This is a genomic window from Streptomyces sp. NBC_00249, from assembly GCF_026342355.1.
GTDB lineage: Bacteria > Actinomycetota > Actinomycetes > Streptomycetales > Streptomycetaceae > Streptomyces.
Window position 1 is genome coordinate 66,857 of record NZ_JAPEMV010000012.1, and the last position, 19,808, is coordinate 86,664.

Below are 19,808 nucleotides of genomic sequence, written 5' to 3' on the forward strand. Positions count from 1 at the left end.
TTGCAGCGCCTGGGAGGACTCATGCGAATCACGCGTGTCGCGGTGGCGGCACTGATGGGCGGCGCCTTGGCGCTCGTCCCGCAGACGGCCGGGGCCGCTGCGAACTGCGCCCACACGTCGACGGGGCTGGTGCCGTTGACCGACCTGGGGACCGGAACGTACCAGGGCGCCCAGGGCGGCCTGTACCCGGGAGGGACGAACACCCGGCCCTCGGCGCACCACACGGCCGGGGTGAACCTCGCGCAGAACCAGGTCCTGCCGCGCAACGCCGCCGGACAGGTGGACCTGGTGAACGGCAAGGTGGTGCTCATCTCGATCGGGATGTCCAACACCACGCAGGAGTTCCAGAAGTTCGTGCAGACGGCCGGACAGTACTCCGGGCTCAGCTCGAAGCTGGTGCTGGTGGACGGCGCGCAGGGCGGCAAGGACGCCTCCGCCTGGGCGGACCCCTCGAACACCACCTGGTCGGTGCTGGCCGGCCGGCTGTCGGCCGCCGGGGTGACCCCGGCGCAGGTGCAGGCGGTGTGGCTGAAGGAACAGTTCGTCGGGGACAGCCTGGGGGCCTTCCCGGCCGGGTCGCAGAACCTGCGCAACGCTCTGGCGAACATCGTCCGTAACGCGCGCACGAAGTACGGGAACCTCTCGCTGGGCTACGTCGCCAGCCGGATCTACACGTACGACCCGGCCCGCAGCGCGGGCGCCTACCAGCAGGGCTTCGCCGTGAAGAAGCTGATCCAGGACCAGATCAACGGCGATCCCACCCTGTCGTACGGGGCCGGCGGAGTCGCTCCGTGGCTGTCCTGGGGGCCGTACCTCTGGGCGGACGGGCTGGGCCCGGACGGGGTGGCGGGCGGCACTCCGGGCCGCTCGGACGGACTGGAATGGAAGTGCTCCGACCTGGAGGGCGACGGGGTGCACCCGGGGCCGGCCGGGGAGCAGAAGGTCGCCGACCTGATGCTCGCGCAGTTCTCGACGGACGCGACGACCACGCCGTGGTTCAAGAACTAGGAGGTTCTCATGCCGCACATCGCACTGCGCGCCCCGGTGGACGGGATCCGGGGTCTGATGGACACGAAGCCCGCCTCGGGCCGAAAGCTGAGCGAGCTCGCCGAACAGCTGCTGCGCGGTCCCTCGCCGCTCACCGTGGGCGAGCGGGAGCTGATCGCCGCCTACGTCTCCTTCCGCAACGGCACCCGGTACTGCACGGGCTCCCACTCGGCGGCCGCGGCGCACGCCCTGGGCGGTGACTACGAGGTGGTCGAGGCCGTGAAGCGGGACCCGGCGAGCGCGCCGGTCGGGGCCCGGATGCGGGCGCTGCTGGCGCTGGCCGGGAAGGTGCGGGGCGATGCCCGGACCGTCGGTGAGGAGGACGTCGCGGCGGCCCGCGCGGCCGGCGCGGACGACGAGGCGATCCACGACACGGTGCTGATCGCGGCGGCGTTCTGCATGTTCAACCGGTACGTGGACGGGCTGGCGGCGATCACGCCCGAGGACCCGGCGGTGTACGACGGGATCGGCGCGTTCCTGGCGGCGAAGGGCTACCTCGCGGACCGCGACTGAGCGGGGCAGGGGAAAGGGGAAGGGCCGGCGGGGACCATTCGGTCCCCGCCGGCCCTTCGTCCGTGCCCGCCGCGCCGGATCGGCCTCAGCCCTTGACCGGGCTGGTCTGGCGGGAACTGACGCGCCAGTCGCCGTCCTGCTTCACGAGCACCCACATCGCCCGGTACTCGTCCTCGGGCGTCCAGGTCCCGGCGCCCTCGGCGACCCGTCCGCCGTGTGTGATCGCGAGGGCGACCTTCGGGGCGAGCAGCCTGACCTCCACGGGCTCCTCGGGGATCCGGGTGCCGCGCTGCTCCTCGCGGAAGGCCTTCCGCAGGAATTCCCTGATCTGCTCGCGGCTCGTGAGCTGTTCGTCGCCGACGAGCAGGCTGCCGTTCTCGGTGAACATGTCGGCGACCGCGTCGGCGTCCTGGGACTCCCAGGCGGCCCGGACGCGCAGGGGCGCGGTGTAGGCCGCGCCCTCCTCCCCGTTGGAGTACGAACCGTAGTTGCCGGCCCACTGCTTGGCCTGGCTGACCAGCGCTGCCGCCTTGGAGGACACGGGCGTGTCCGAACCCCGTCCTCCGTGACCCACAACAGACATCACAACCTCCACATCGACGGGATTCCGGTCCGGGTCAGCCCTTGACCGGGCTGCTCTGGTGGGAGAGGAGCTGGGGTGCGCCGTCGGCGCCCTTGACGATCACCCACATGGCGCGGATCTCGCCCTCGGGGGCGATGCCGGCCTCACCGGCGCGGATGATCCCGCCCTCGGTGATCACCATGGCGGCGTCCTCGCTGAGGAAGGTCAGCAGGAGCGGGCCGCCGCTGACGCGGGCGCCCTTGAGCGGGCCGGCGAAGCCCGCGGCCATGAAGGCGCGGATCTGCTCGCGGCTGGTCAGCTGTTCGTCCTGCATGAGCAGGCTGCCGTTCTCCGCGAACAGGCCGGCGAAGGTGTCCGCGTCGTTGGCCGCCCAGGCGGCCTGTATCCGCACGGCCACGGAGAGGACGGCCTTCTCGTCCTCGCCCGTGAACTCGCGGTAGTACGACGGGTCTTCCTCGACGCCGGCGGCGGCCAGCAGCTGGGAGGCATCGCCCCAGCTGGAGACTGCAGAGGACATGGGTGTTCTCCCTGTGTGTAGGGGTGGGGTGGGATGGGGTCCGTTCGGGGTGGTTACCAGCGCAGGGTGGCGCCCGCGCCCCGGGGGCTGTTCTGGTAGCCCGCGAGCTTCCAGTCGCCGTCCCGCTTGACCAGCAGCCACGTCGACCGCACCGCCAGCTCCGGAGCGATCTCCGACTCCCCCGGCGGCAGGATCCCGCCGTGCGTACGCACCAGGGCGACCTCGTCACCCACCAGCCGCACGTCCACCGGCGTACCCGTCACGCCCGTCCCCTTGAACGGACCCGCGTACGCGGCCGCCATGAACGAACGGACCTCCTCACGCCCCCGCTTGAACACGTCACCCGGAAGGATCAGGATCCCGTCCTCCGTGAACTGGTCCGCCACCCCGTCCGCGTCGTTCCGCGACCACGCCGACACCAGACGGAGCGGAACCTGCAGGACCTCCTTCTCACGCTCACTCGTGAACGACCCGTAATAGGCATCCAGATCGGGACCCACAACAGACATCGCAACCTCCACGTCGACGGGATGCAAGCGGACCTGTGGAACGCCTCGGGACGAGGGTCGCTCCTCGCCGGGTGTGCGGACATCTCCTGGGTTGCTCATGTGTCGGCGCTGGTCAGGGCCGGTACGCGGGGCGGGTACGCGAAGGGCCGGACCCCCGGGGTCACGGGGTCCGGCCTGTTCCGGTCGTGGGGCGCGAGGCCCGTCGGTCAGGTGTGCAGGGCGTCCTCGTCGGCCGTCTTGCCCGCTTCACCGGCCGGCGGCGCCGCGGGCGGCGGCGTCGGGGCGGCGACGCGGTGGATGGTGGTGTAGGCGAGGACCGCGAGGGCGAGGAACGCGAAGCCGCAGATCGCGGCCGTCGAGTTCAGCGCGGTGGTGAACGCCTCCTGTGCGGCGGTGAGGACGGCCTGGGCCACCTCGGGGGTCTGGTTTCCCGCCACGGCGGCCGCACCGGCGATGCTCTCCTGCGCCGCACTCGCCGCGTCGGCGGGTACGTTGTCGGGCAGGGTGAGGGCGTTGGTGTAGAAGCCGGTGGCGATGGTGCCCACGGTGGCGATGCCCAGGGCGACGCCCAGTTCACCGCCGGTGGACTGCAGCGAGGCGGCCGAGCCCATCCGCTCCGGCGGCGCGGCGCCCATGACGACCTGGTTGACCAGGACGCCGATCGGGCTTCCGCCGAGGTAGACGACGGTGGTGGCGATGACCAGCAGCGCGGTGCCGCCGACGACCTCGACCTGGGTCAGCAGGAACATGCCGGCCGACGCGATGACGAGACCGGTCATCAGGACCACGCCCGGGCGTACCTTCTGGCTGATCGGGGTGGTCAGCTGGATGCCGATCACCATGACACCGGCGGGGATCAGCAGCCACAGCGCGGTCTCCAGCGCCGACCAGCCGCCGACGATCTGCAGGAACTGCGTGGTCAGCAGGCCCATGCCGCCCTGGATCATGGCGAACATCAGGCCGAGGACCAGACCGCCGCTGACCGTGCGGATCCCGAACAGGCTGAGGTCCAGCAGCGGGTGCTCCAGCCGGCGCTGACGCAGGGTGAAGGTGACGCCGAAGGCCAGGCCGAGCACGAACACGAGTACGGGGACGGCCGACCAGCCGTGGCTCACGGTCTCCTTGAGGCCGTAGATCACCGGCAGGATCGTCAGCAGGGACAGCACCACGCTCAGCGGGTCCAGCTTGCCCGCCATCGGGTTCTTGATGTCGGGCAGCAGCTTCGGGCCGGCGATGAGCAGGGCGAGCATGACGGGGACGGCGATGAGGAACACCGAACCCCACCAGAAGGCCCCGAGCAGCAGGCCGCCGATGGCCGGGCCGACGGCGATGCCGGCGAGCATCGAGGTCGCCCAGACACCGATCGCCGTGCCCATCTGCTTGGGGTTCTGGAACATCGTCATGATGAACGCGAGCGTCGACGGCATGATCGTGGCACCGGCGACACCCAGCAGGGCACGGACGACGATCAGCATCTCCGGGCTCGTCGAGTACGCGGCGACCACCGAGAGGATGCCGAAGGCGGTGGCTCCGACCAGCAGCACCTTGCGCCGGCCCACCCGGTCGCCGAGCGTGCCCATCGTGACCAGGAAGCCCGCGATGAGGAACCCGTAGATATCTGTGATCCACAGCTCTTGTGTGCTCGACGTGTGGAGATCCGCAGAGATGTGCGGGAGCGCGAGGAAGAGGGCTGTGATGTCCATGGCCGCCATGAAAGTGGGCAGCGCGAGCACAACCAGAGCCCACCACTGCCGCCTGTCGGCGCTGGGCGGGGCTACGTCTGTGCCGGTCATTTTGTTTCTCCTAACAATGGCGCCTGCCATTCGAAGTCCGTGCGATTCCACTGCGTGCCATGAAAACCAACCTGCACGCTGCGCGAGCGTCCCAGGCTCACCATGACGCGGCAACTTCCAACGTGCGGACTGCCGTTGAGTGCGGTGAACGGCCGGCTGGGGTGGACATCACGGAACTCGGCGCGCCGTCAGATGTACGGCGTGTCAGGTTCGAGTCCGCACAGGACCCGGCCGTAGAGCTCCGCGTTGGTGGTGGGGTTGATCAGGGCGTGCAGTGCCGCCGCACGCAGGTCGTTCGCGATCCGCTGGATCGGGACGTCCCAGTACAGCGACGATCCGCCGCTCGCCGCCGCGAGGGTCTCCACGGCCGACTTGGCGAGGGAACAGACCGTTCCGACGTCGGCCCGGGCGCGGGCACGTTCCTCCAGTTTCCAGGGCGCGGCGTCGGCGGCTTTGGTGTCCACGACCGCGGCGAGCCGCAGGGCGTGGAACTCGGCCTGGTCGATCTTCTGCGCGACCTCGGCGACCTGGAGGTGCGTGACCGGCGCGCTGCGCTGGCTCTCGTACCCGGTGTAGGTGATCTTGCGGTCGGGCAGGCGTTCGGCGAAGACCTCGCGGGCCCCCTTGGCGAGACCGAGCAGGGTGCCGACGGTCGCGGCGGTGGCGACGGGCAGCAGCGGGCTCCGGTACATCGGGATCAGGGCGCTGCTCGCCGAGAGGGTCTGGCCCTCCAGCACCGCGGGCAGCGGCATGACGCGCTCGGCCGGGACGAACACGTCCTGGGCGATCGTGGTGATGCTGCCACTGCCCTTGAGGCCGCTGGCGTACCAGTCGTCGACGGTGCGCAGGGCGGACATCGGGACCAGGGCCATCACCGGGTACGGGGCGCCCTCCTCGGGGAAGAGCACCGAGATGGTCACCTGCCACTGGGCGTGGTGGGCGCCGGAGATGAAGTTCCACCTGCCGTTGACGACGATGCCGCCGGGCACGGGTGCGGCCGTCGCGGACGGGCTGAGCGTGCCGCACACCCGCACGTCCGGGGTGGCGAACACCTCGTCCTGCACGGCGTCCGGGAACATGCCGACCATCCAGCCCGGGATGGAGTAGACCTGGGCGACCCAGGCGGCGGAGCCGTCGCCGCGGCCGAGTTCGGTGGTGACGTCGACGACCGTGCGGGCGTCGGCCTCGTAGCCGCCATAGCGGGCCGGTACGCGCAGGCGGAACACGCCGGCGTCGGCGAGGGCCTCGATCACCTCCGGCGAGAGTCTGCGCTTCTCGTCGGCGCGGGCGGCGCCGGCCCGCAGCAGCGGCACCAGTGCGGCGGCGCGGGCCACGAGCTCTTCCCGGCCGGGTTTTTCCGTGGTCGACACAGGGCCTCCAGAGGTGTTGCTTCGCGACGGGGACGGGTGGGGGGAGGGGGTCATGGAAGGGGTTCAGACGCGGCGGCGGTTCTGGACGACGAGCTTTTCGAGGTCCGGGAGGATGTCGCTGGGGCTGGGCATGGCGAGCCATTCGTTGCGCAGGTCGATGGCCGCGTGGTGGTACGAGGGGTTGTGGGCGGTGCGCCAGATCAGCTCGCGGATCTCGTCGACGCTCTGCGCGCGGTGGTCGAGGCGGTCCCCGACGCCCTTGGCGATGACGAATTCCGACACGGGGGTCGCCTCGATCTTCTTGGCGGGCAGTTCCCAGTGCGTGCCGGACGCGGCCTCCTCGCGGACGCCCGCCTCGTAGCCGTTGCGGTAGGTGCCGGTGCGCAGCTCGTCGGGCGAGTCCTCGACCAGCTTCAGCAGCACCGATTCGCCCTTGATGTCGCAGACGAGCTGCGGTACCTGGAAGGCGACGGCCGAGGCGTAGGTGCCGTTGCCGCCGTGGTGGATCAGGGTGGAGCAGGTGGGCATCAGGGCGGGCAGCGGTACCCAGTCGATGGTGCGGACGTTGCTGGGGACCTTGTCGACGTCGGCCAGCTGCATCTTGTCGAGGGTGGCGATGAACTCGATGTCGTCGAGGCCCTCGCAGGCCTTGAGGATCTTCGGTGCGCGGTCCCAGTCGCCGGGGATGAACCGGCGGACCGACTCGCCCAGCGACAGGGCCACCCGGCGCGCGCCGCGGCGGCCGCAGCAGTCGCAGCGGGTCTGTTCGGGGCGCTCGTGGAGCCAGCCGGGGAACACCTGCGGGTCCACGTAGGGCACCTGCCGCATGGGCAGCTTCTTCGTGGTCGTCGGCAGGCGGAAGTCCTCGAGCATCGGGTCGACGGTCCACTGCCCGACGAGCAGCTCCCGGTCGACCTCCAGCCCGTACTTCTCGGCGAGCGGTGCCAGCAGGGTGGCGAGGGGGTTCTCGTCCAGGCCGGCGGCGCGCAGGGCGTCGGCGCTCTCGGCGAGCCGGTCGAGGGACCAGCCGAACTGGTCCTGGCTGATCAGGAGGCGGGCGTGGGCGGCGCCCGACACCTTGCCCGCGACGGCGCCGGCCGGGTGGGTGGGGTCCCACAGGACGAGGTCGGGCTTCCAGGTCCTGGCGAAGTCGACGAGGTCGCTCGCCTCGGTGCGGTCCACCCGTACGTAGTCCGATATCGGGTTCATCAGGTACTGGAAGAAGACGATCCAGTGCTCGCGGTCCTCGGGGCTCAGCCCCATCGCGTCGGCGTACTTCAGCACCACGTCGGGGTGCTCGGGCTGGCTGCAGTCCTCGGTCAGCCGGACGGGGACCTGCTCCGGGTTGCCGAGCGGGACGGGGGTGAGGCCGGTGCCGAGGATCATCTCGGCGGAGCTGTGGTGGGTGGCGATGCGTACCTCGTGGCCGGCGCTCTGGAACGCCCACGCCAGCGGCACCACCGGGTAGAGGTGAGCGCGCGAGTTCGGGTAGATGGTGAACAGGACACGCATGGGTTCTCCAATCGGCGGCGGCGTCCCACCGGGTTCCGCGCGGGCAGGTGACCTTTTCGATCGTCGGACGGTCCGCCCCGCGCCCGCATCTCTGGTCGTGCGGAGAGCGCCGGACGCAGTGCACGCAGGGAGATGCGACCTCCCCGGGGCCCGCCCGACACTGACGGCCGGACATCGGACCAAGGCCGTGGGAGGCCGCATGAGTACGTTTCGGGTCGACGAGCACGCCAGCAGCTACATCGTCTCCTCGTGCACGCGACCGGACCCGGTCGTGGCGTCGGTGATCGCCGACACCCAGGAGCTCGGCGACCTGTACGAGATGCTGACCCCGGTGGAGCAGGCGGGTTTCCTGACGACGCTCGCCAAGACGATGGCGCCGACCACGGTCATCGACATCGGTACGTTCACGGGGCTGTCGGCGATGTGCTTCGCCCGTGGTCTCGCGCCGGGCGGGCGGGTCTACACCTGTGACGTGACCGAGGACTGGATCCACATCGCGCGCAAGCACTGGGACGCGGCGGGGGTCAGCGACCGGATCCAGTTCGTGCTGGGCCCGGCGCGCCGGACGCTGGCCAAGCTCGTGCGGGACGGGGAGGCCGATCTGGTGTTCGTCGACGCGGACAAGCTGTCGTACCCGCTGTACGTGGAGACGGCGGCGCGGCTGCTGCGCCCCGGCGGGCTGCTGATCCTGGACAACGTGCTGCTGAACGGCACGGTCTTCGCGCCGCAGGACGTGGAGGACGATCTGCGGCGCTACGCGGCCGAGACGATACGCGAGGTCAACGCGAAGCTCGCCGTGGACCCGCGCTTCGAGACGGTGATGCTGCCGTTCGCCGACGGTGTGACGCTCGCGCGGAGGCTCTGACCGATGGCCACCAGCGCATCCGAGCACGGTGGGGACGCGTCCGGCGGCGCCGGGGCGGGCGGCCGCCGGCGTACCCGCCCGCTGACCGGCGACGAGTACGTCGAGAGCCTGCGGGACGGCCGCGAGGTGTACCTCTACGGCGAGCGGGTCAAGGACGTCACCGAGCACGTGGCGTTCCGCAACCCGATCCGGATGACGGCGCGCCTCTACGACGCCCTGCACGACCCGGCGACGAAGGAGGTGCTGACCGCTCCCACCGACACCGGCAGCGACGGTTACACGCACCGGTTCTTCCGTACGCCGCACAGCGTCGAGGACATGGTCGCCGACCAGCGGGCGATCGCCGAGTGGGCGCGGATCGGCTACGGCTGGATGGGCCGCAGCCCCGACTACAAGGCCTCGTTCCTGGGGACGCTCGGCGCGAACGCCGAGTTCTACGCGCCGTTCGAGGACAACGCGCGCCGCTGGTACCGCGAGTCGCAGGAGAAGGTCCTTTACTGGAACCACGCGCTGGTCAACCCGCCGGTGGACCGCAAGCTGCCGCCGGACCAGGTGTCGGACGTGTTCGTCCACGTGCGCAAGGAGACCGACGCCGGGCTGGTGGTGAGCGGTGCCAAGGTCGTCGCGACCGGTTCGGCGCTCACCCACTACAACTTCATCGCCCATCACGGGCTCCCGATCAAGAAGCGGGAGTTCGCGCTGGTGGCCACGATCCCCATGGACGCCAAGGGGATGAAGCTGCTGTGCCGCCCGTCGTACACGAAGCAGGCGTCGGCGACGGGTTCGCCGTTCGACTATCCGCTGTCCTCGCGGCTGGACGAGAACGACACGATCCTCGTCCTCGACAACGTGCTGATCCCGTGGGAGAACGTGCTCGTCTACGGGGACGTCGGCAAGGCCCAGACGTTCACGGGCGAGTCGGGTTTCATCGAGCGTTCGACGTTCCAGGGCTGCACGCGTCTCGCGGTGAAGCTGGAGTTCATCGCCGGGCTGCTGTCCAAGGCGTTGGAGATCACCGGTACCGAGGACTTCCGCGGGGTGCAGACCCGCATGGGCGAGGTCCTGGCGTGGCGGAACCTCTTCTGGGGCCTGTCGGACGCGGCGGCGCGCAATCCGGTGCCGTGGCGGAACGGGGCGCTGCTGCCCAATCCGCAGTACGGGCAGGCGTACCGGTGGTTCACGCAGATCGGCTACCCGCGCGTGCGGGAGATCGTCCTGCAGGACGTGGCGAGCGCGTTGATCTACATCAACTCCAGCACGGACGACTTCGCGAACCCGGCCATCCGCCCCTACCTCGACACGTACCTGCGCGGCTCGAACGGGATCGACGCGGTGACCCGCGCCAAGGTCATGAAGCTGCTGTGGGACTCGGTGGGCACGGAGTTCGCCGGCCGGCACGAGCTGTACGAGCGCAACTACGCGGGCAACCACGAGAACACCCGGATCGAGCTGCTGTTCAGCCAGCTGGCGGGCGGTCAGATCGACGACTACCGCGCCTTCGTCGACAGGTGCCTGGCCGAGTACGACCTCGACGGGTGGACCGTTCCGGACCTGTCTCGTTGAGACGCCCGATCACCCGACCCGATCACCCGACCCGATCACCCGAACGAAGATCACCGAGGAGAGAACGATGTCTGAGCGAGACGGCGCCCCGATCGCGCTGACCGCGGCCGAGATGACCGACCCGGTGGCCCTGCTCGACCGGGTCGGCACCGACAGTCCGGTGCACAAGGTGCTGCTGCCCGACGGTATGCCCGGCTGGCTCGTGACCGGGTACAAGGAGGCGCGCCGGGCCTTGTCCGACCCGCGGCTGGGCCGCAGCGACGAGCATGCCGGGCCCGATCTGAAGAAGTACCTGGCGCTGTACAACGACGAGTTCTTCCGTCACTCGATGGTCTTCAACGACCGGCCCCGGCACACGCGGATGAAGCAGCTCGTCTCGCAGGCCTTCACCCCGCGGTACCTGGAGAACCTGCGGCCCAAGGTGCAGCGGATCACCGACGGGCTGATCGACGGGATCGTGGCGGCGGGCGAGACCGAGGTCATCGAGTCGCTGGCGGTGCCGCTGCCGAACTCGGTGATCTGCGACTGGTTCGGCGTGCCGATGAACGACCGGGAGGAGTTCCGGTACTACTGCGGCGTGGTGACCGGTCTGGCGGTGAGCACGGACGAGAACGAGCTGGGCGCGGCCGGCAAGTACTTCGACCGCTACCTCGGTGAGCTGATCGCGAACCGCAGGGTCGACGGCGACGGGGACGACATGATCTCCGCGATCCTGCACGGCCAGGAGGACAACGCCACGCTGTCGGACATCGAGCTGCGGGCGAACATCTTCCTGATGCTGACGGGCTCGGTCGAGACCGCGGTGAACATGATCGCGGGCGGGCTGCTGGCCCTGATCCGCAACCCGGAGCAGACCGCGCGGCTGCGCGCGGACCCGTCGCTGGTGCCGCAGGCGGTGGAGGAGATGCTGCGCATCGACCCGCCGGTGGCGACCGTGGCCTACCACTTCGCGAAGGACAGCGTCGCGATCGGCGACGTCGTGGTGGAGCCGGGTGAGCACGTGGTGATCTCGATGCCGGCGGCGAACCACGACGCCCGCGAGTTCCCGGAGCCGGGCAGGTTCGACATCGACCGGCAGAAGCCGCACCTGTCGTTCAGCCACGGCATCCACTTCTGCCTGGGCGCCCCGCTGGCCCGGCTGGAGGGCGAGGTCTTCTTCACCACCCTGCTGGACCGCCTCCAGGACATCGAACTGGCCGTGCCGGAGTCGAGCCTGGAGTGGAAGCCGAGCTACTACGTGCACCGCCTGATGGCGCTGCCGATCCGCTACACGGCGTCCACGGCGAGGGGATGACGGGCATGAGGTTCCTGCCTGGGAGCGGCCGGCCGGCCGTCGCCGTGATCGGCTTCGGGTACGTCGGCTCGTGCATCGCGGCGACCCTGGCCGAGCGCGGCTTCGACGTGGTCGGGGTGGACACCGACGAGCGGCTCGTCGAGGAGCTCGCGCGCGGGCGGTTCCGGCTGGAGGAGCCGGGGCTCGCCGACATGGTCTTCGCCGGCCTGGAGTCGGGCCGGCTGCGCGTGACCACGGACATCGCCGCGGCCGGGGCCGCCGACGTCGTCCTGATCACGGTGGGCACCCCGGTCCGCGAGGACGGTTCGCTGGCCGACGAGCAGCTGCGGGGCGCGGCCCTGGCGCTGGCGGGGCACCTGCGGCCCGGGCAGCTCGTCGTGCTGAAGAGCACGGTGCCGCCGGGTACGACCCGCGAGATCGTGCTGCCGGTGCTGGAGAAGAGCGGGCTCACCGGGGGTGTCGACTTCGGGCTGGCGTTCACCCCGGAGCGGCTCGCGGAGGGGGCGGCGCTGCGGGAGCTGCGCACCTTCCCGATCGTGGCGGGCGGGTACGAGGAGGAGAGCGTCCGCGCCGCGACCGCGTTCTGGCAGCGGGCGCTGGAGGTCGAGGTGATCCCCGTCGACTCGCTGGAGGCCGCCGAGATCGTCAAGCTCGCCAGCAACTGGTGGATCGACCTGAACATCGCGCTGGCCAACGAGCTCGCCAAGTTCTGCGCCGTGTACGGGGTGGACGTGCTGGACGTCATCGGGGCGGCGAACACGATCCAGAAGGGCACGGGGAGCATCAACATCCTGCGGCCCGGGGTCGGGGTCGGCGGGTCGTGCCTGACGAAGGACCCGTGGATGGTGTGGAACACCGCGCGGCGCTTCGGTGTGGAGATCCTGACGGCCGGGGCCGGCCGGGAGGTCAACGCGGGGATGCCCGCGTACACGGCGGGCCTGCTGACCGACGAGCTGGCCGCGCAGGGCAAGGATCCCGCGCGCGCGACCGTCGCCGTGCTCGGTCTCGCCTTCAAGAACGACACCGGTGACCTGCGGGCGACCCCGGTGCTGGACACCGTCCGGGCGCTCGTCCGGGCGGGGGTGACCGTACGGCTGCACGATCCGCTCGTCGACGTGGAGGAGGCCCAGGCGCTGTTCGGCATACCGCTGAGCGCCACCGTCGAGGAGGCCGTCGCCGGCGCCGACGGGGTCGCGGTCCTGGCCCTGCACCGCGAGTTCGCGGGCATCGACTTCGCGGCGCTGCCGGTCGCCGGGAACTGCGTGCTGCTCGACGGCCGCGCGTCCTACCCGAAGGAGCGGATCGCCGAGCTGACCGCGGCCGGGTACGTGTACCGCGGCATCGGGCGCGGACCGGCCGTGCGCGGCCCGCGCGGCGCGCGGGTCGCCGACTGGGCGAAGGCGAGCTGATGGGCGCTCACACACCGCAGCGCGTCCTGGTCACCGGCGGTACCGGGTTCGTCGGCCACCACCTGGTCGAGCGGCTGCGCGACCGGGGGGACGAGGTGACCGTCTTCGACGCGGTGGCCCCGCGGGGCGCGGCGCTGTCCGGGGTGCGGTTCGTCGAGGGCGACCTGCGCGACGGGGCGGCGCTCGCGCGGGCCGCGCGCGGCGCGGAGGTGATCCACCACCTGGCGGCGGTGGTCGGCGTCGACCAGTACCTCGCCCGGCCGCTCGACGTCATCGACATCAACTTCTCGGGCACCCGCAACGTCCTGGACGTGGCCGTGCGGGCGGGCGCGAAGGTGGTGCTCGCCTCCACCAGCGAGGTGTTCGGCAAGAATCCGGCGGTGCCGTGGCCGGAGGACGGCGACCGGGTCCTCGGCCCGACCGCCTCCGACCGGTGGTCGTACGCGTCGAGCAAGGCGCTGGCCGAGCACCTGACGTTCGCCTTCGTACGCCAGCACGGTCTGGCGGCGACGATCGTGCGCTACTTCAACGTCTACGGGCCGCGCCAGCGTCCGGCGTACGTGGTGAGCCGCTCGGTGCACCGCGCCCTGAACGGCCGCCCGCTGGTGGTGTACGACGGGGGCCGGCAGACGCGCTGCTTCACCTTCGTCGACGACGCGGTGGCCGGGACGCTCCGGGCGGCGGACGAGCCGGCCGCGGCCGGTGAGGCGTTCAACATCGGCAGCATGGTGGAGACGGCCGTGGGCACGGTGGTCGGCCTCGTCGCCGAGCTGACCGGTACGACGTCCGTGGTGGACGTCGACACCGCCACCGCGCTCGGCGCGTCCTACGAGGACCTCGGGCGCCGGGTACCGGACAACGCCAAGGCGGGCCGGATCCTCGGCTGGCGGCCGCGGACCTCCCTGCGGGACGGGCTGGTCAAGACGATCGAGTGGGCGCGGGCCGACGACCGGTGGCTGGCGCTGCCGGACAGCGGCGCCGCATGAGCGGCCCCGCCCGCCCGGCGCGGGGCGGGCGGCGGCCATCGCGCACGTCCGAAGGTGCGGCGCGGCGCACACGGGTGCGAGCGTCGCACCGTGGGCCGCGCCGGGCCCGGTTCCCCGCAGACGAAGGTGGTGTCCGATGAAGGCGATCGTGATCCCGGAGGTGGGCGGGGCGTGGGAGGTCCGCGAGGTCCCCACGCCGGTCCCCGGCCCCGGTGAGGTGCTGGTCCGGGTGCTGGCCAGCGGGGTGTGCTCGAACGACATCCTGGCCGGCCGGGGCGTGCTCCCCTTCCCGTCGACCGATCCGGCGGTCCCGGGGCACGAGCCGGTCGGTGAGGTCGTCGAGGTGGGCCCCGGTGTGACGGGCCGGTCGGTCGGTGACCTCGTCGGCGCCACGTGGATCCGCGGCACCTGCGGCGCGTGCGACTACTGCGCGCGCGAGGAGCCCCTGTCGGCGCGCGCCGCGTTCCTGTGCGCGGCGCCGGTCTCCACCGGGTTCACGGTGCAGGGCGGTCAGGCCGAGTACCTCGTGGCCAGGGCCTCGGAGACCGTCCGTATCCCCGCCGGGGTCACCCCGGAGCAGGCGGTGCCGGTGCTGTGCGCCGGCTACACCGCGCTGAGCGCCCTGCGGGCCGCGCGGGTCCTGCCGCACGAGCGGGTCGCGGTGCTCGGCATCGGCGCGCTCGGCCACCTCGCGTTGCAGTACTCCCGGGCGGCGGGCCACGACACGGTGGCGGTCACCTCGTCCCCGGACAAGCACGGGCTCGCGCGGGAACTCGGCGCGGCCGCGGTCGTCTCGGACGGGGCCGGCCTGCTCGCGGCGGGCGGCGCGGACGTCGTCCTGGCCACCGGGCGCTCCCACGCCGCCGCGGCCGACGCGATGGCCGGTCTGCGGCCCGGCGGGCGGCTGGTGCTCGCCGGGATCGACACCGCGGGCGCGTTCACCCTGCCGCCGGGGCTGCCGTTCTTCGGCCTGGGGCAGCGGATCCTGGGCGCCAGCCACGACGGGACGCCGATCCTGCGGGACGCGCTCGCGCTGGTCGCCTCCGGCGCGGTACGGCCGCTCGTGGAGGTCTTCGAGAAGGAACGGATCGCGGAGGCCGTGGACCGGGTGGACAAGGGCGAGGTCCGGTTCCGCGCGGTCATCCGCTACTGACACATCCGCCGGCACATCCATCGCCCCGGCGTCGGGCGGGGCAGAACCAGGAGGAACGCGCATGCGCGACCACGTCGGAAACCGCGCGGTCGTTCTCGGGGGGAGCGTGACGGGGAGTCTGGCCGCCCGGGTGCTCGCCGAGTTCTACCGCGACGTCGTGGTGGTCGACCGGGACACCGTCCTCGGCGTCTCGACCACCCGCAAGGGCACCCCGCACACCCGTCACGCCCACGGCCTGCACGCCCGCGGGCAGCTGATCCTGGAGGAGCTGTTCCCCGGCTTCACCGGGGACATGGCGGCCAAGGGCTATCCGGTCGGGGACCTCGGCGAGATGCGGTGGTACTTCAACGGCCGCCGGCTGCCGTACACGAAGACGGGGCTGGTGTCGGTGACCCCGACCCGGCCGGTCCTGGAGGACGAGATCCGTACGCGGGTGGCCGCGCTGGGCAACGTCCGCTACCTGGAGCGCCACGACATCCTCGGCCTGGAGTCCACCCCGGACCACGGCCGGGTCACCGGCGCGCGGGTGCGGCCGCGGGACGGCGCGGGCGCCGGCGAGGAGGTGGTGCTCGACGCGGACCTCGTCGTGGACGCGACCGGCCGCGGTTCGCGGACCCCGGCGTGGCTGGAGGAGATGGGCTACGAGCGGCCCGCCGAGGACCGGGTGCGGATCGGGCTCGCGTACACGACCCGCTTCTACCACCGCGTGCCCGGCTCGTTCGAGGACACCTGGTCGATCAACCCGGTCGCCTCCCCCGCCCATCCGCGCGGTGCGTTCTTCGGCCTGTCGACCGATGACATGTGCATCGTGTCGCTCACCGGCATCCTCGGCGACCACCCGCCGACCGACCCCGAGGGGTTCCTGGAGTTCGCCCGGTCGCTTCCGGTGCCGGACGTGTACGAGGGCATCAAGGACGCCGAGCCGATCGACGACGCGACCTCCTTCGGGTTCCCGGCCAGCGTCCGGCGCCGCTACGAGCGGCTGCGCGCCTTCCCGGCCGGCCTGGCCGTGCTCGGCGACGCGGTGTGCAGCTTCAACCCCGTGTACGGGCAGGGCATGAGCGTGGCGGCCTGGGAGGTCATGACGCTCCGCGAGCACCTGCGCGGGGGGCGGTTCGACCCGGGGACGTACCTGAAGGCGCTCGGCAAGGTCGTGGACAACCCGTGGGAGGTCTCCGCGGGCGGTGACCTGGCTTTCCCGGGGGTCGAGGGCAGGCGCACGTTCAAGGTCACCATGGGCAACGCCTATGTGGGCCGGGTGCAGTACGCGGCCGCGAAGGACCCCGAGGTCGCCAAGGGGTTCATGCGGGTCGCCGGGCTCATCGACCCGCCGGCCGCGCTGATGAAGCCGTGGATGATGGCCCGCGTCCTGCGGGCCTCCCGCGACATGCCGGCTCCGGGCGGCGGCGTGCCCGCCCCCGCGCCCGGGCCCTCCGACAGCACACTCCCCGACGCCGCGTAGTCCACGCGGACCAGCAGAGAAGGAGATCACTGTGGCGAACGAGGACCGCGCGATACTCGCGGCGAAGGGCAGCGGGCTGCACTACCGCGGGGTCGCCTACGACGTCGGTTCGAACCACCAGACCGGTCAGGGCGCCCTGTCGCGCATGGTGTGGAGCGACGAGCTGATGCGGTCGGAGATCGACCTGGTGGCCGACGAGCTCAACGCGAACTCGATCACGATCTACGGCACCGCCCTCGACCGGGTCGAGGCGGCGGTGGCGTACGCGATCGGCCGCGGCCTGCACGTGTGGCTGCAGCCCCGGCTCATGGACGGCGCCCAGCCGGACGTACTGGACTTCATCGGCGAGGTCGGCACGCTGGCCGAGTCGTTCCGCCGGCAGGGCGGCGACATCCACCTGAGCATCGGCTGCACGCACTCGATCCAGACCGAGGGCATCATGCCGGGCGAGTTCTACCACAACCGCATGGGCAACGCCTTCCCCGACGCCGACCACCACTTCCTGAAGCCGGTCGGCCCCATCGACCAGGAGGACGTCGCGCTCAAGCTCAACGCCTTCCTCGCGAAGGCGGCGGACGTCGGGCGGGCGGCGTTCAAGGGCGGGATCACCTACTCCGGCGGCCCGTTCGAGGACGTCGACTGGTCGGTGGTCGACTACATCGGCCTGGTCGAGTACTTCTACCCGCACCCGTCGCGGGAGGCGTACGCCAAGGAGCTGGGCGCGTACTTCAAGTGGGGCAAGCCCGTCATGATCTCGGAGTACGGGTCGTTCACGTACAAGGACAGCCACACCAAGGGGCTGCTGGGCTTCGACATCGTCGACCGTACGGTGGAGCCGCCGACGGTGTTCCCCGGTTTCGTCCGCGACGAGCAGGCCCAGGCCGACTTCCACCTGGATTCGCTGCGCCTCTTCGACGAGCTGGGCATGCACAGCGTCGCGGTGACCGAGCTGGTCCACCCGACGCACCCGCACTCGGCGGACCCGAAGTACGACCTGGACACCGCCTCGATGACGATCACGAAGTCGATCCGCGAGGACTACTTCGACAACCTGTCGCCGTACCGGGCCGAGCCGAAGGAGTCCTTCCGGGCCATCGCCCGCTACTACGGCGCGGTGGCCGAGCGGGAGCGCGGCCGGACCGCGGCCTGACGCGCGGGGCACTGCACGGCGGAGGCCGCCGTCCGGGTGGGGACCCGGGCGGCGGCCTTCGTCGTACGGCCGGCGGGAAGCGGCGGTCAGGCGGCGCGGGCGGCGGACCGGCGCGCGTCCTCGGCGGTGCGGGCCGCGGCCAGGGCGGCGTCGTAGTCCGGGTGCCGGCCGACCTCCGGGACGTACTCGGCGTGGACGACCGTGTCGGCGGCGTCCACCACGAACACCGCGCGGGCCAGCAGCCGGAACTCCTTGATCACCACACCGTAGGCGAGGCCGAAGGAGAGGTCGCGGTGGTCGGAGACGGTCCGTACGCGCGCGGTGCCCGCCGCGCCGCACCAACGGGCCTGAGCGAAGGGCAGGTCCACCGACACGGTGAGCACGGTGGCCCCGTCCAGTTCGGCGAGGGCCTCGTCGAAGCGGCGGGTCTGCAGGTCGCACACGGGCGTCTCCAGCGACGGGACGACCGAGATCACCCGTGTGGTGCCGCTCAGCGAGGAGAACCGGACGGGTGCCATGTCGTTGCCGAGCACGGTGAAGTCCGGGGCCCGCCCGCCGGCGGCGATCTCGGGTCCGAGCAGGGTCACCGGGTTCCCGCGGAACGTGGTGACCCCGGTGCGTTCGGTGCGTTCGGTGCTGGTCATGTTCTCCCCCTCGACGGGTGCGGTCGCGTCCTCATGGTCAGCCGATCACCCGGGGCTCCGGGAGCGGGACGACGAACTTCCCCCGGAACCCCTCCTCCCGCAGCCGGGCCATCAGCTCGTCGGCGATGTGCCAGGACAGCAGCAGGGCGTATGCGGGCTGGTCGGGGCCGCACAGCCGCTCCTGGTGGACGATCGGGATGTGCGTGCCCGGGGACAGTTTGCCGATCTTGCGCGGGCTGATCTCCGAGATGAACTCGATGTCGGCGGGGCCCAGTGCGCAGTAGGTCAGCAGGGTCACCGCCCGCGCCGGGGAGGAGGCGGCCGCGATCCGCGAACCGTCGCGCCTCAGCTCCTGGAGCAGGCCGCGGAGCCGGTCGCGGTGTTCCTCCACCCGGGCGGCGAAGGTCCGGTAGGTCGACTCCTCGGTGAGGGCGAGGGTGTCCTCGTAGCGGCGCAGTTCCTCGACGGAGGCGTCCACGTCGCGAGCGCCCTCGAAGCCGGCGTACACGCGGACCGACCCGCCGTGGGTGTCGATCCGTTCGATGCGGAAGACCTCCAGTCCGTGCCGTTCGAAGCTCGCCTGGAGCGACGTCAGCGCGTAGTAGCGGGAGTGCTCGTGGTACGCGAAGTCGTACTGCAGGCCCTGGAGCAGGTCCGGCAGGTAGTGGGATTCCGACACGAACATCCCGTGGGGGCTCATGAGGGTGCTCACCCCGCGCAGGAAGTCGTGCAGGTCCGTGATGTGGGCGAAGGTGTTCAGTGCCACGACGACGTCCGCCGGTCCGCCCTCGGCGACCATGCGCGCGGCGACGTCCGCGCTGAAGTAGTCCTTGACGACCGGTGACCCGGCGGGCGACCGCGTGCCGTTCGGGTCGACGCCGAGGACCTCGAACCCGCGCCCGGCCAGTTCGTCCAGCAGGCTGCCGTCGTTGCTGCCGATCTCGACGACGGAGCGGCGCGGTGACGTCGCGCCCGGGCCGGCGCCGTGCTGCTCCGCCAGTTCGTCCGCGAGTCCGCGCAGATGCCTGCGGTACCCGCCGGTCAGGCCGGCGATGTGGTGGTAGTCCCCCGAGAAGAGGATGCGTTCGCTGACCGGCTCCATGATCTGGACCAGGCCGCAGTTCGGGCAGAACCCGAGGTCGAGCGGCCAGGTCTGTTCGTTCTCCGCTTCCGCCTCGTCGTCCAGGAAGAGACAGGCGGGCTGCATGCCGAGCGGCAAGAACTCGCTGACCACGACGTCTTCGCACGTCTGGCAGAGCGTTTTACCGTCACTCACGGATGGCTCCTCACGCTGACCGGCTGATGCACAGGCCTGCGATTGTCCGGGGCGGGACCGGGCGGGGGCATCTCCCCGATTGCCTCGTGCGGGGCGCTGTGCACGCACGGAGATGCGGCCGCCCGGGGGCCCGCCCGACACTGGCCCGGGGGACGGACCAGC

The 19,808-nt window shown here is 71.4% G+C and carries 18 protein-coding genes; 10 read left to right on the forward strand and 8 right to left on the reverse strand.

The annotated features are described in order from the left end of the window. Positions 1 to 21 precede the first annotated feature (21 nt). Together OOK31_RS37445 and OOK31_RS37450 are read left to right on the forward strand one after the other, a co-directional pair. A complete protein-coding gene (locus tag OOK31_RS37445) occupies positions 22 to 1,008 on the forward strand; it encodes a hypothetical protein (RefSeq protein WP_267091913.1) in 987 nt (328 codons plus the stop codon). A 9-nt stretch (positions 1,009 to 1,017) separates the two neighbouring features. After that, positions 1,018 to 1,560, forward strand: a complete 543-nt coding sequence (locus OOK31_RS37450) for a carboxymuconolactone decarboxylase family protein (protein ID WP_267091914.1) — start codon at positions 1,018 to 1,020, stop codon at positions 1,558 to 1,560. Positions 1,561 to 1,645: 85 nt separating this feature from the next. Here the strand turns inward: OOK31_RS37450 and OOK31_RS37455 are convergent, their stop codons facing one another. The 6 genes from OOK31_RS37455 to OOK31_RS37480 all read right to left on the reverse strand — a co-directional run bounded on the left by OOK31_RS37455 (position 1,646) and on the right by OOK31_RS37480 (position 7,844). Next, a complete protein-coding gene (locus OOK31_RS37455) occupies positions 1,646 to 2,101 on the reverse strand; it encodes an SgcJ/EcaC family oxidoreductase (protein WP_267091915.1) in 456 nt (151 codons plus the stop codon). Between the two features lie 76 nt (positions 2,102 to 2,177). Continuing rightward, positions 2,178 to 2,660 carry an SgcJ/EcaC family oxidoreductase gene (locus OOK31_RS37460; protein ID WP_267091916.1) on the reverse strand — a complete coding sequence of 161 codons (483 nt, stop codon included), beginning with the start codon at positions 2,658 to 2,660 and terminating at the stop codon, positions 2,178 to 2,180. Between the two features lie 53 nt (positions 2,661 to 2,713). Then, a complete protein-coding gene (locus OOK31_RS37465; RefSeq protein WP_267091917.1) occupies positions 2,714 to 3,169 on the reverse strand; it encodes an SgcJ/EcaC family oxidoreductase in 456 nt (151 codons plus the stop codon). A 206-nt stretch (positions 3,170 to 3,375) separates the two neighbouring features. Continuing rightward, complete coding sequence (locus tag OOK31_RS37470) at positions 3,376 to 4,962, reverse strand: MFS transporter (RefSeq protein WP_267091918.1); 1,587 nt, start codon at positions 4,960 to 4,962, stop codon at positions 3,376 to 3,378. A 188-nt stretch (positions 4,963 to 5,150) separates the two neighbouring features. Continuing rightward, positions 5,151 to 6,332: an acyl-CoA dehydrogenase family protein gene (locus tag OOK31_RS37475; protein WP_267091919.1), complete on the reverse strand. Its 1,182-nt coding sequence runs from the start codon at positions 6,330 to 6,332 to the stop codon at positions 5,151 to 5,153. 63 nt (positions 6,333 to 6,395) lie between these two features. After that, complete coding sequence (locus OOK31_RS37480; protein WP_267091920.1) at positions 6,396 to 7,844, reverse strand: nucleotide disphospho-sugar-binding domain-containing protein; 1,449 nt, start codon at positions 7,842 to 7,844, stop codon at positions 6,396 to 6,398. Positions 7,845 to 8,043: 199 nt separating this feature from the next. Between OOK31_RS37480 and OOK31_RS37485 the strand changes: the two genes are divergently transcribed. The 8 genes from OOK31_RS37485 (at position 8,044) to OOK31_RS37520 (ending at position 17,726) form a co-directional block, all read left to right on the forward strand. After that, complete coding sequence (locus OOK31_RS37485; RefSeq protein ID WP_267091921.1) at positions 8,044 to 8,709, forward strand: O-methyltransferase; 666 nt, start codon at positions 8,044 to 8,046, stop codon at positions 8,707 to 8,709. A 3-nt stretch (positions 8,710 to 8,712) separates the two neighbouring features. After that, positions 8,713 to 10,272 (forward strand): 4-hydroxyphenylacetate 3-hydroxylase N-terminal domain-containing protein, encoded by a 1,560-nt coding sequence (locus OOK31_RS37490; protein ID WP_267091922.1) that lies wholly within the window; start codon positions 8,713 to 8,715, stop codon positions 10,270 to 10,272. A gap of 67 nt (positions 10,273 to 10,339) precedes the next feature. Next, positions 10,340 to 11,566: a cytochrome P450 gene (locus tag OOK31_RS37495; RefSeq protein ID WP_267091923.1), complete on the forward strand. Its 1,227-nt coding sequence runs from the start codon at positions 10,340 to 10,342 to the stop codon at positions 11,564 to 11,566. A gap of 5 nt (positions 11,567 to 11,571) precedes the next feature. Continuing rightward, the gene (locus OOK31_RS37500) at positions 11,572 to 12,975 is read left to right on the forward strand and encodes a nucleotide sugar dehydrogenase (RefSeq protein WP_267091924.1); all 1,404 of its coding nucleotides are present in this window, start codon (positions 11,572 to 11,574) and stop codon (positions 12,973 to 12,975) included. Next, on the forward strand, positions 12,975 to 13,961 hold the full coding sequence (locus OOK31_RS37505; RefSeq protein ID WP_267091925.1) for an NAD(P)-dependent oxidoreductase: 987 nt from the start codon (positions 12,975 to 12,977) through the stop codon (positions 13,959 to 13,961). Before OOK31_RS37500 ends, OOK31_RS37505 begins: the two co-directional genes overlap by 1 nt. A 136-nt stretch (positions 13,962 to 14,097) precedes the next feature. After that, entirely contained in the window at positions 14,098 to 15,114 is a 1,017-nt protein-coding gene (locus OOK31_RS37510) for an alcohol dehydrogenase catalytic domain-containing protein (RefSeq protein ID WP_267091926.1), read from the forward strand. 61 nt (positions 15,115 to 15,175) lie between these two features. Further along, entirely contained in the window at positions 15,176 to 16,576 is a 1,401-nt protein-coding gene (locus tag OOK31_RS37515; protein WP_267091927.1) for an NAD(P)/FAD-dependent oxidoreductase, read from the forward strand. A gap of 31 nt (positions 16,577 to 16,607) precedes the next feature. Continuing rightward, positions 16,608 to 17,726 carry a hypothetical protein gene (locus tag OOK31_RS37520; RefSeq protein WP_267091928.1) on the forward strand — a complete coding sequence of 373 codons (1,119 nt, stop codon included), beginning with the start codon at positions 16,608 to 16,610 and terminating at the stop codon, positions 17,724 to 17,726. 86 nt (positions 17,727 to 17,812) lie between these two features. Here the strand turns inward: OOK31_RS37520 and tpx are convergent, their stop codons facing one another. Then, positions 17,813 to 18,370, reverse strand: coding sequence for a thiol peroxidase (tpx, locus tag OOK31_RS37525; protein ID WP_267091929.1), 558 nt, complete (start codon positions 18,368 to 18,370; stop codon positions 17,813 to 17,815). Between the two features lie 37 nt (positions 18,371 to 18,407). Further along, complete coding sequence (locus tag OOK31_RS37530; RefSeq protein WP_267091930.1) at positions 18,408 to 19,646, reverse strand: class I SAM-dependent methyltransferase; 1,239 nt, start codon at positions 19,644 to 19,646, stop codon at positions 18,408 to 18,410. Between the last annotated feature and the right edge of the window lie 162 nt (positions 19,647 to 19,808).

Excerpts from the sequence above, each read along its gene's own strand:
- OOK31_RS37505 (WP_267091925.1), top strand. The coding sequence starts at position 12,975 with ATGGGCGCTCACACACCGCAGCGCGTCCTGGTCACCGGCGGTACCGGG.
- OOK31_RS37485 (WP_267091921.1), top strand. The coding sequence starts at position 8,044 with ATGAGTACGTTTCGGGTCGACGAGCACGCCAGCAGCTACATCGTCTCC.
- OOK31_RS37465 (WP_267091917.1), bottom strand. The coding sequence starts at position 3,169 with ATGTCTGTTGTGGGTCCCGATCTGGATGCCTATTACGGGTCGTTCACG.
- OOK31_RS37490 (WP_267091922.1), top strand. The coding sequence starts at position 8,713 with ATGGCCACCAGCGCATCCGAGCACGGTGGGGACGCGTCCGGCGGCGCC.
- OOK31_RS37510 (WP_267091926.1), top strand. The coding sequence starts at position 14,098 with ATGAAGGCGATCGTGATCCCGGAGGTGGGCGGGGCGTGGGAGGTCCGC.
- OOK31_RS37500 (WP_267091924.1), top strand. The coding sequence starts at position 11,572 with ATGAGGTTCCTGCCTGGGAGCGGCCGGCCGGCCGTCGCCGTGATCGGC.
- OOK31_RS37460 (WP_267091916.1), bottom strand. The coding sequence starts at position 2,660 with ATGTCCTCTGCAGTCTCCAGCTGGGGCGATGCCTCCCAGCTGCTGGCC.
- OOK31_RS37445 (WP_267091913.1), top strand. The coding sequence starts at position 22 with ATGCGAATCACGCGTGTCGCGGTGGCGGCACTGATGGGCGGCGCCTTG.
- OOK31_RS37450 (WP_267091914.1), top strand. The coding sequence starts at position 1,018 with ATGCCGCACATCGCACTGCGCGCCCCGGTGGACGGGATCCGGGGTCTG.
- OOK31_RS37495 (WP_267091923.1), top strand. The coding sequence starts at position 10,340 with ATGTCTGAGCGAGACGGCGCCCCGATCGCGCTGACCGCGGCCGAGATG.
- OOK31_RS37515 (WP_267091927.1), top strand. The coding sequence starts at position 15,176 with ATGCGCGACCACGTCGGAAACCGCGCGGTCGTTCTCGGGGGGAGCGTG.
- OOK31_RS37470 (WP_267091918.1), bottom strand. The coding sequence starts at position 4,962 with ATGACCGGCACAGACGTAGCCCCGCCCAGCGCCGACAGGCGGCAGTGG.
- OOK31_RS37480 (WP_267091920.1), bottom strand. The coding sequence starts at position 7,844 with ATGCGTGTCCTGTTCACCATCTACCCGAACTCGCGCGCTCACCTCTAC.
- tpx (WP_267091929.1), bottom strand. The coding sequence starts at position 18,370 with ATGACCAGCACCGAACGCACCGAACGCACCGGGGTCACCACGTTCCGC.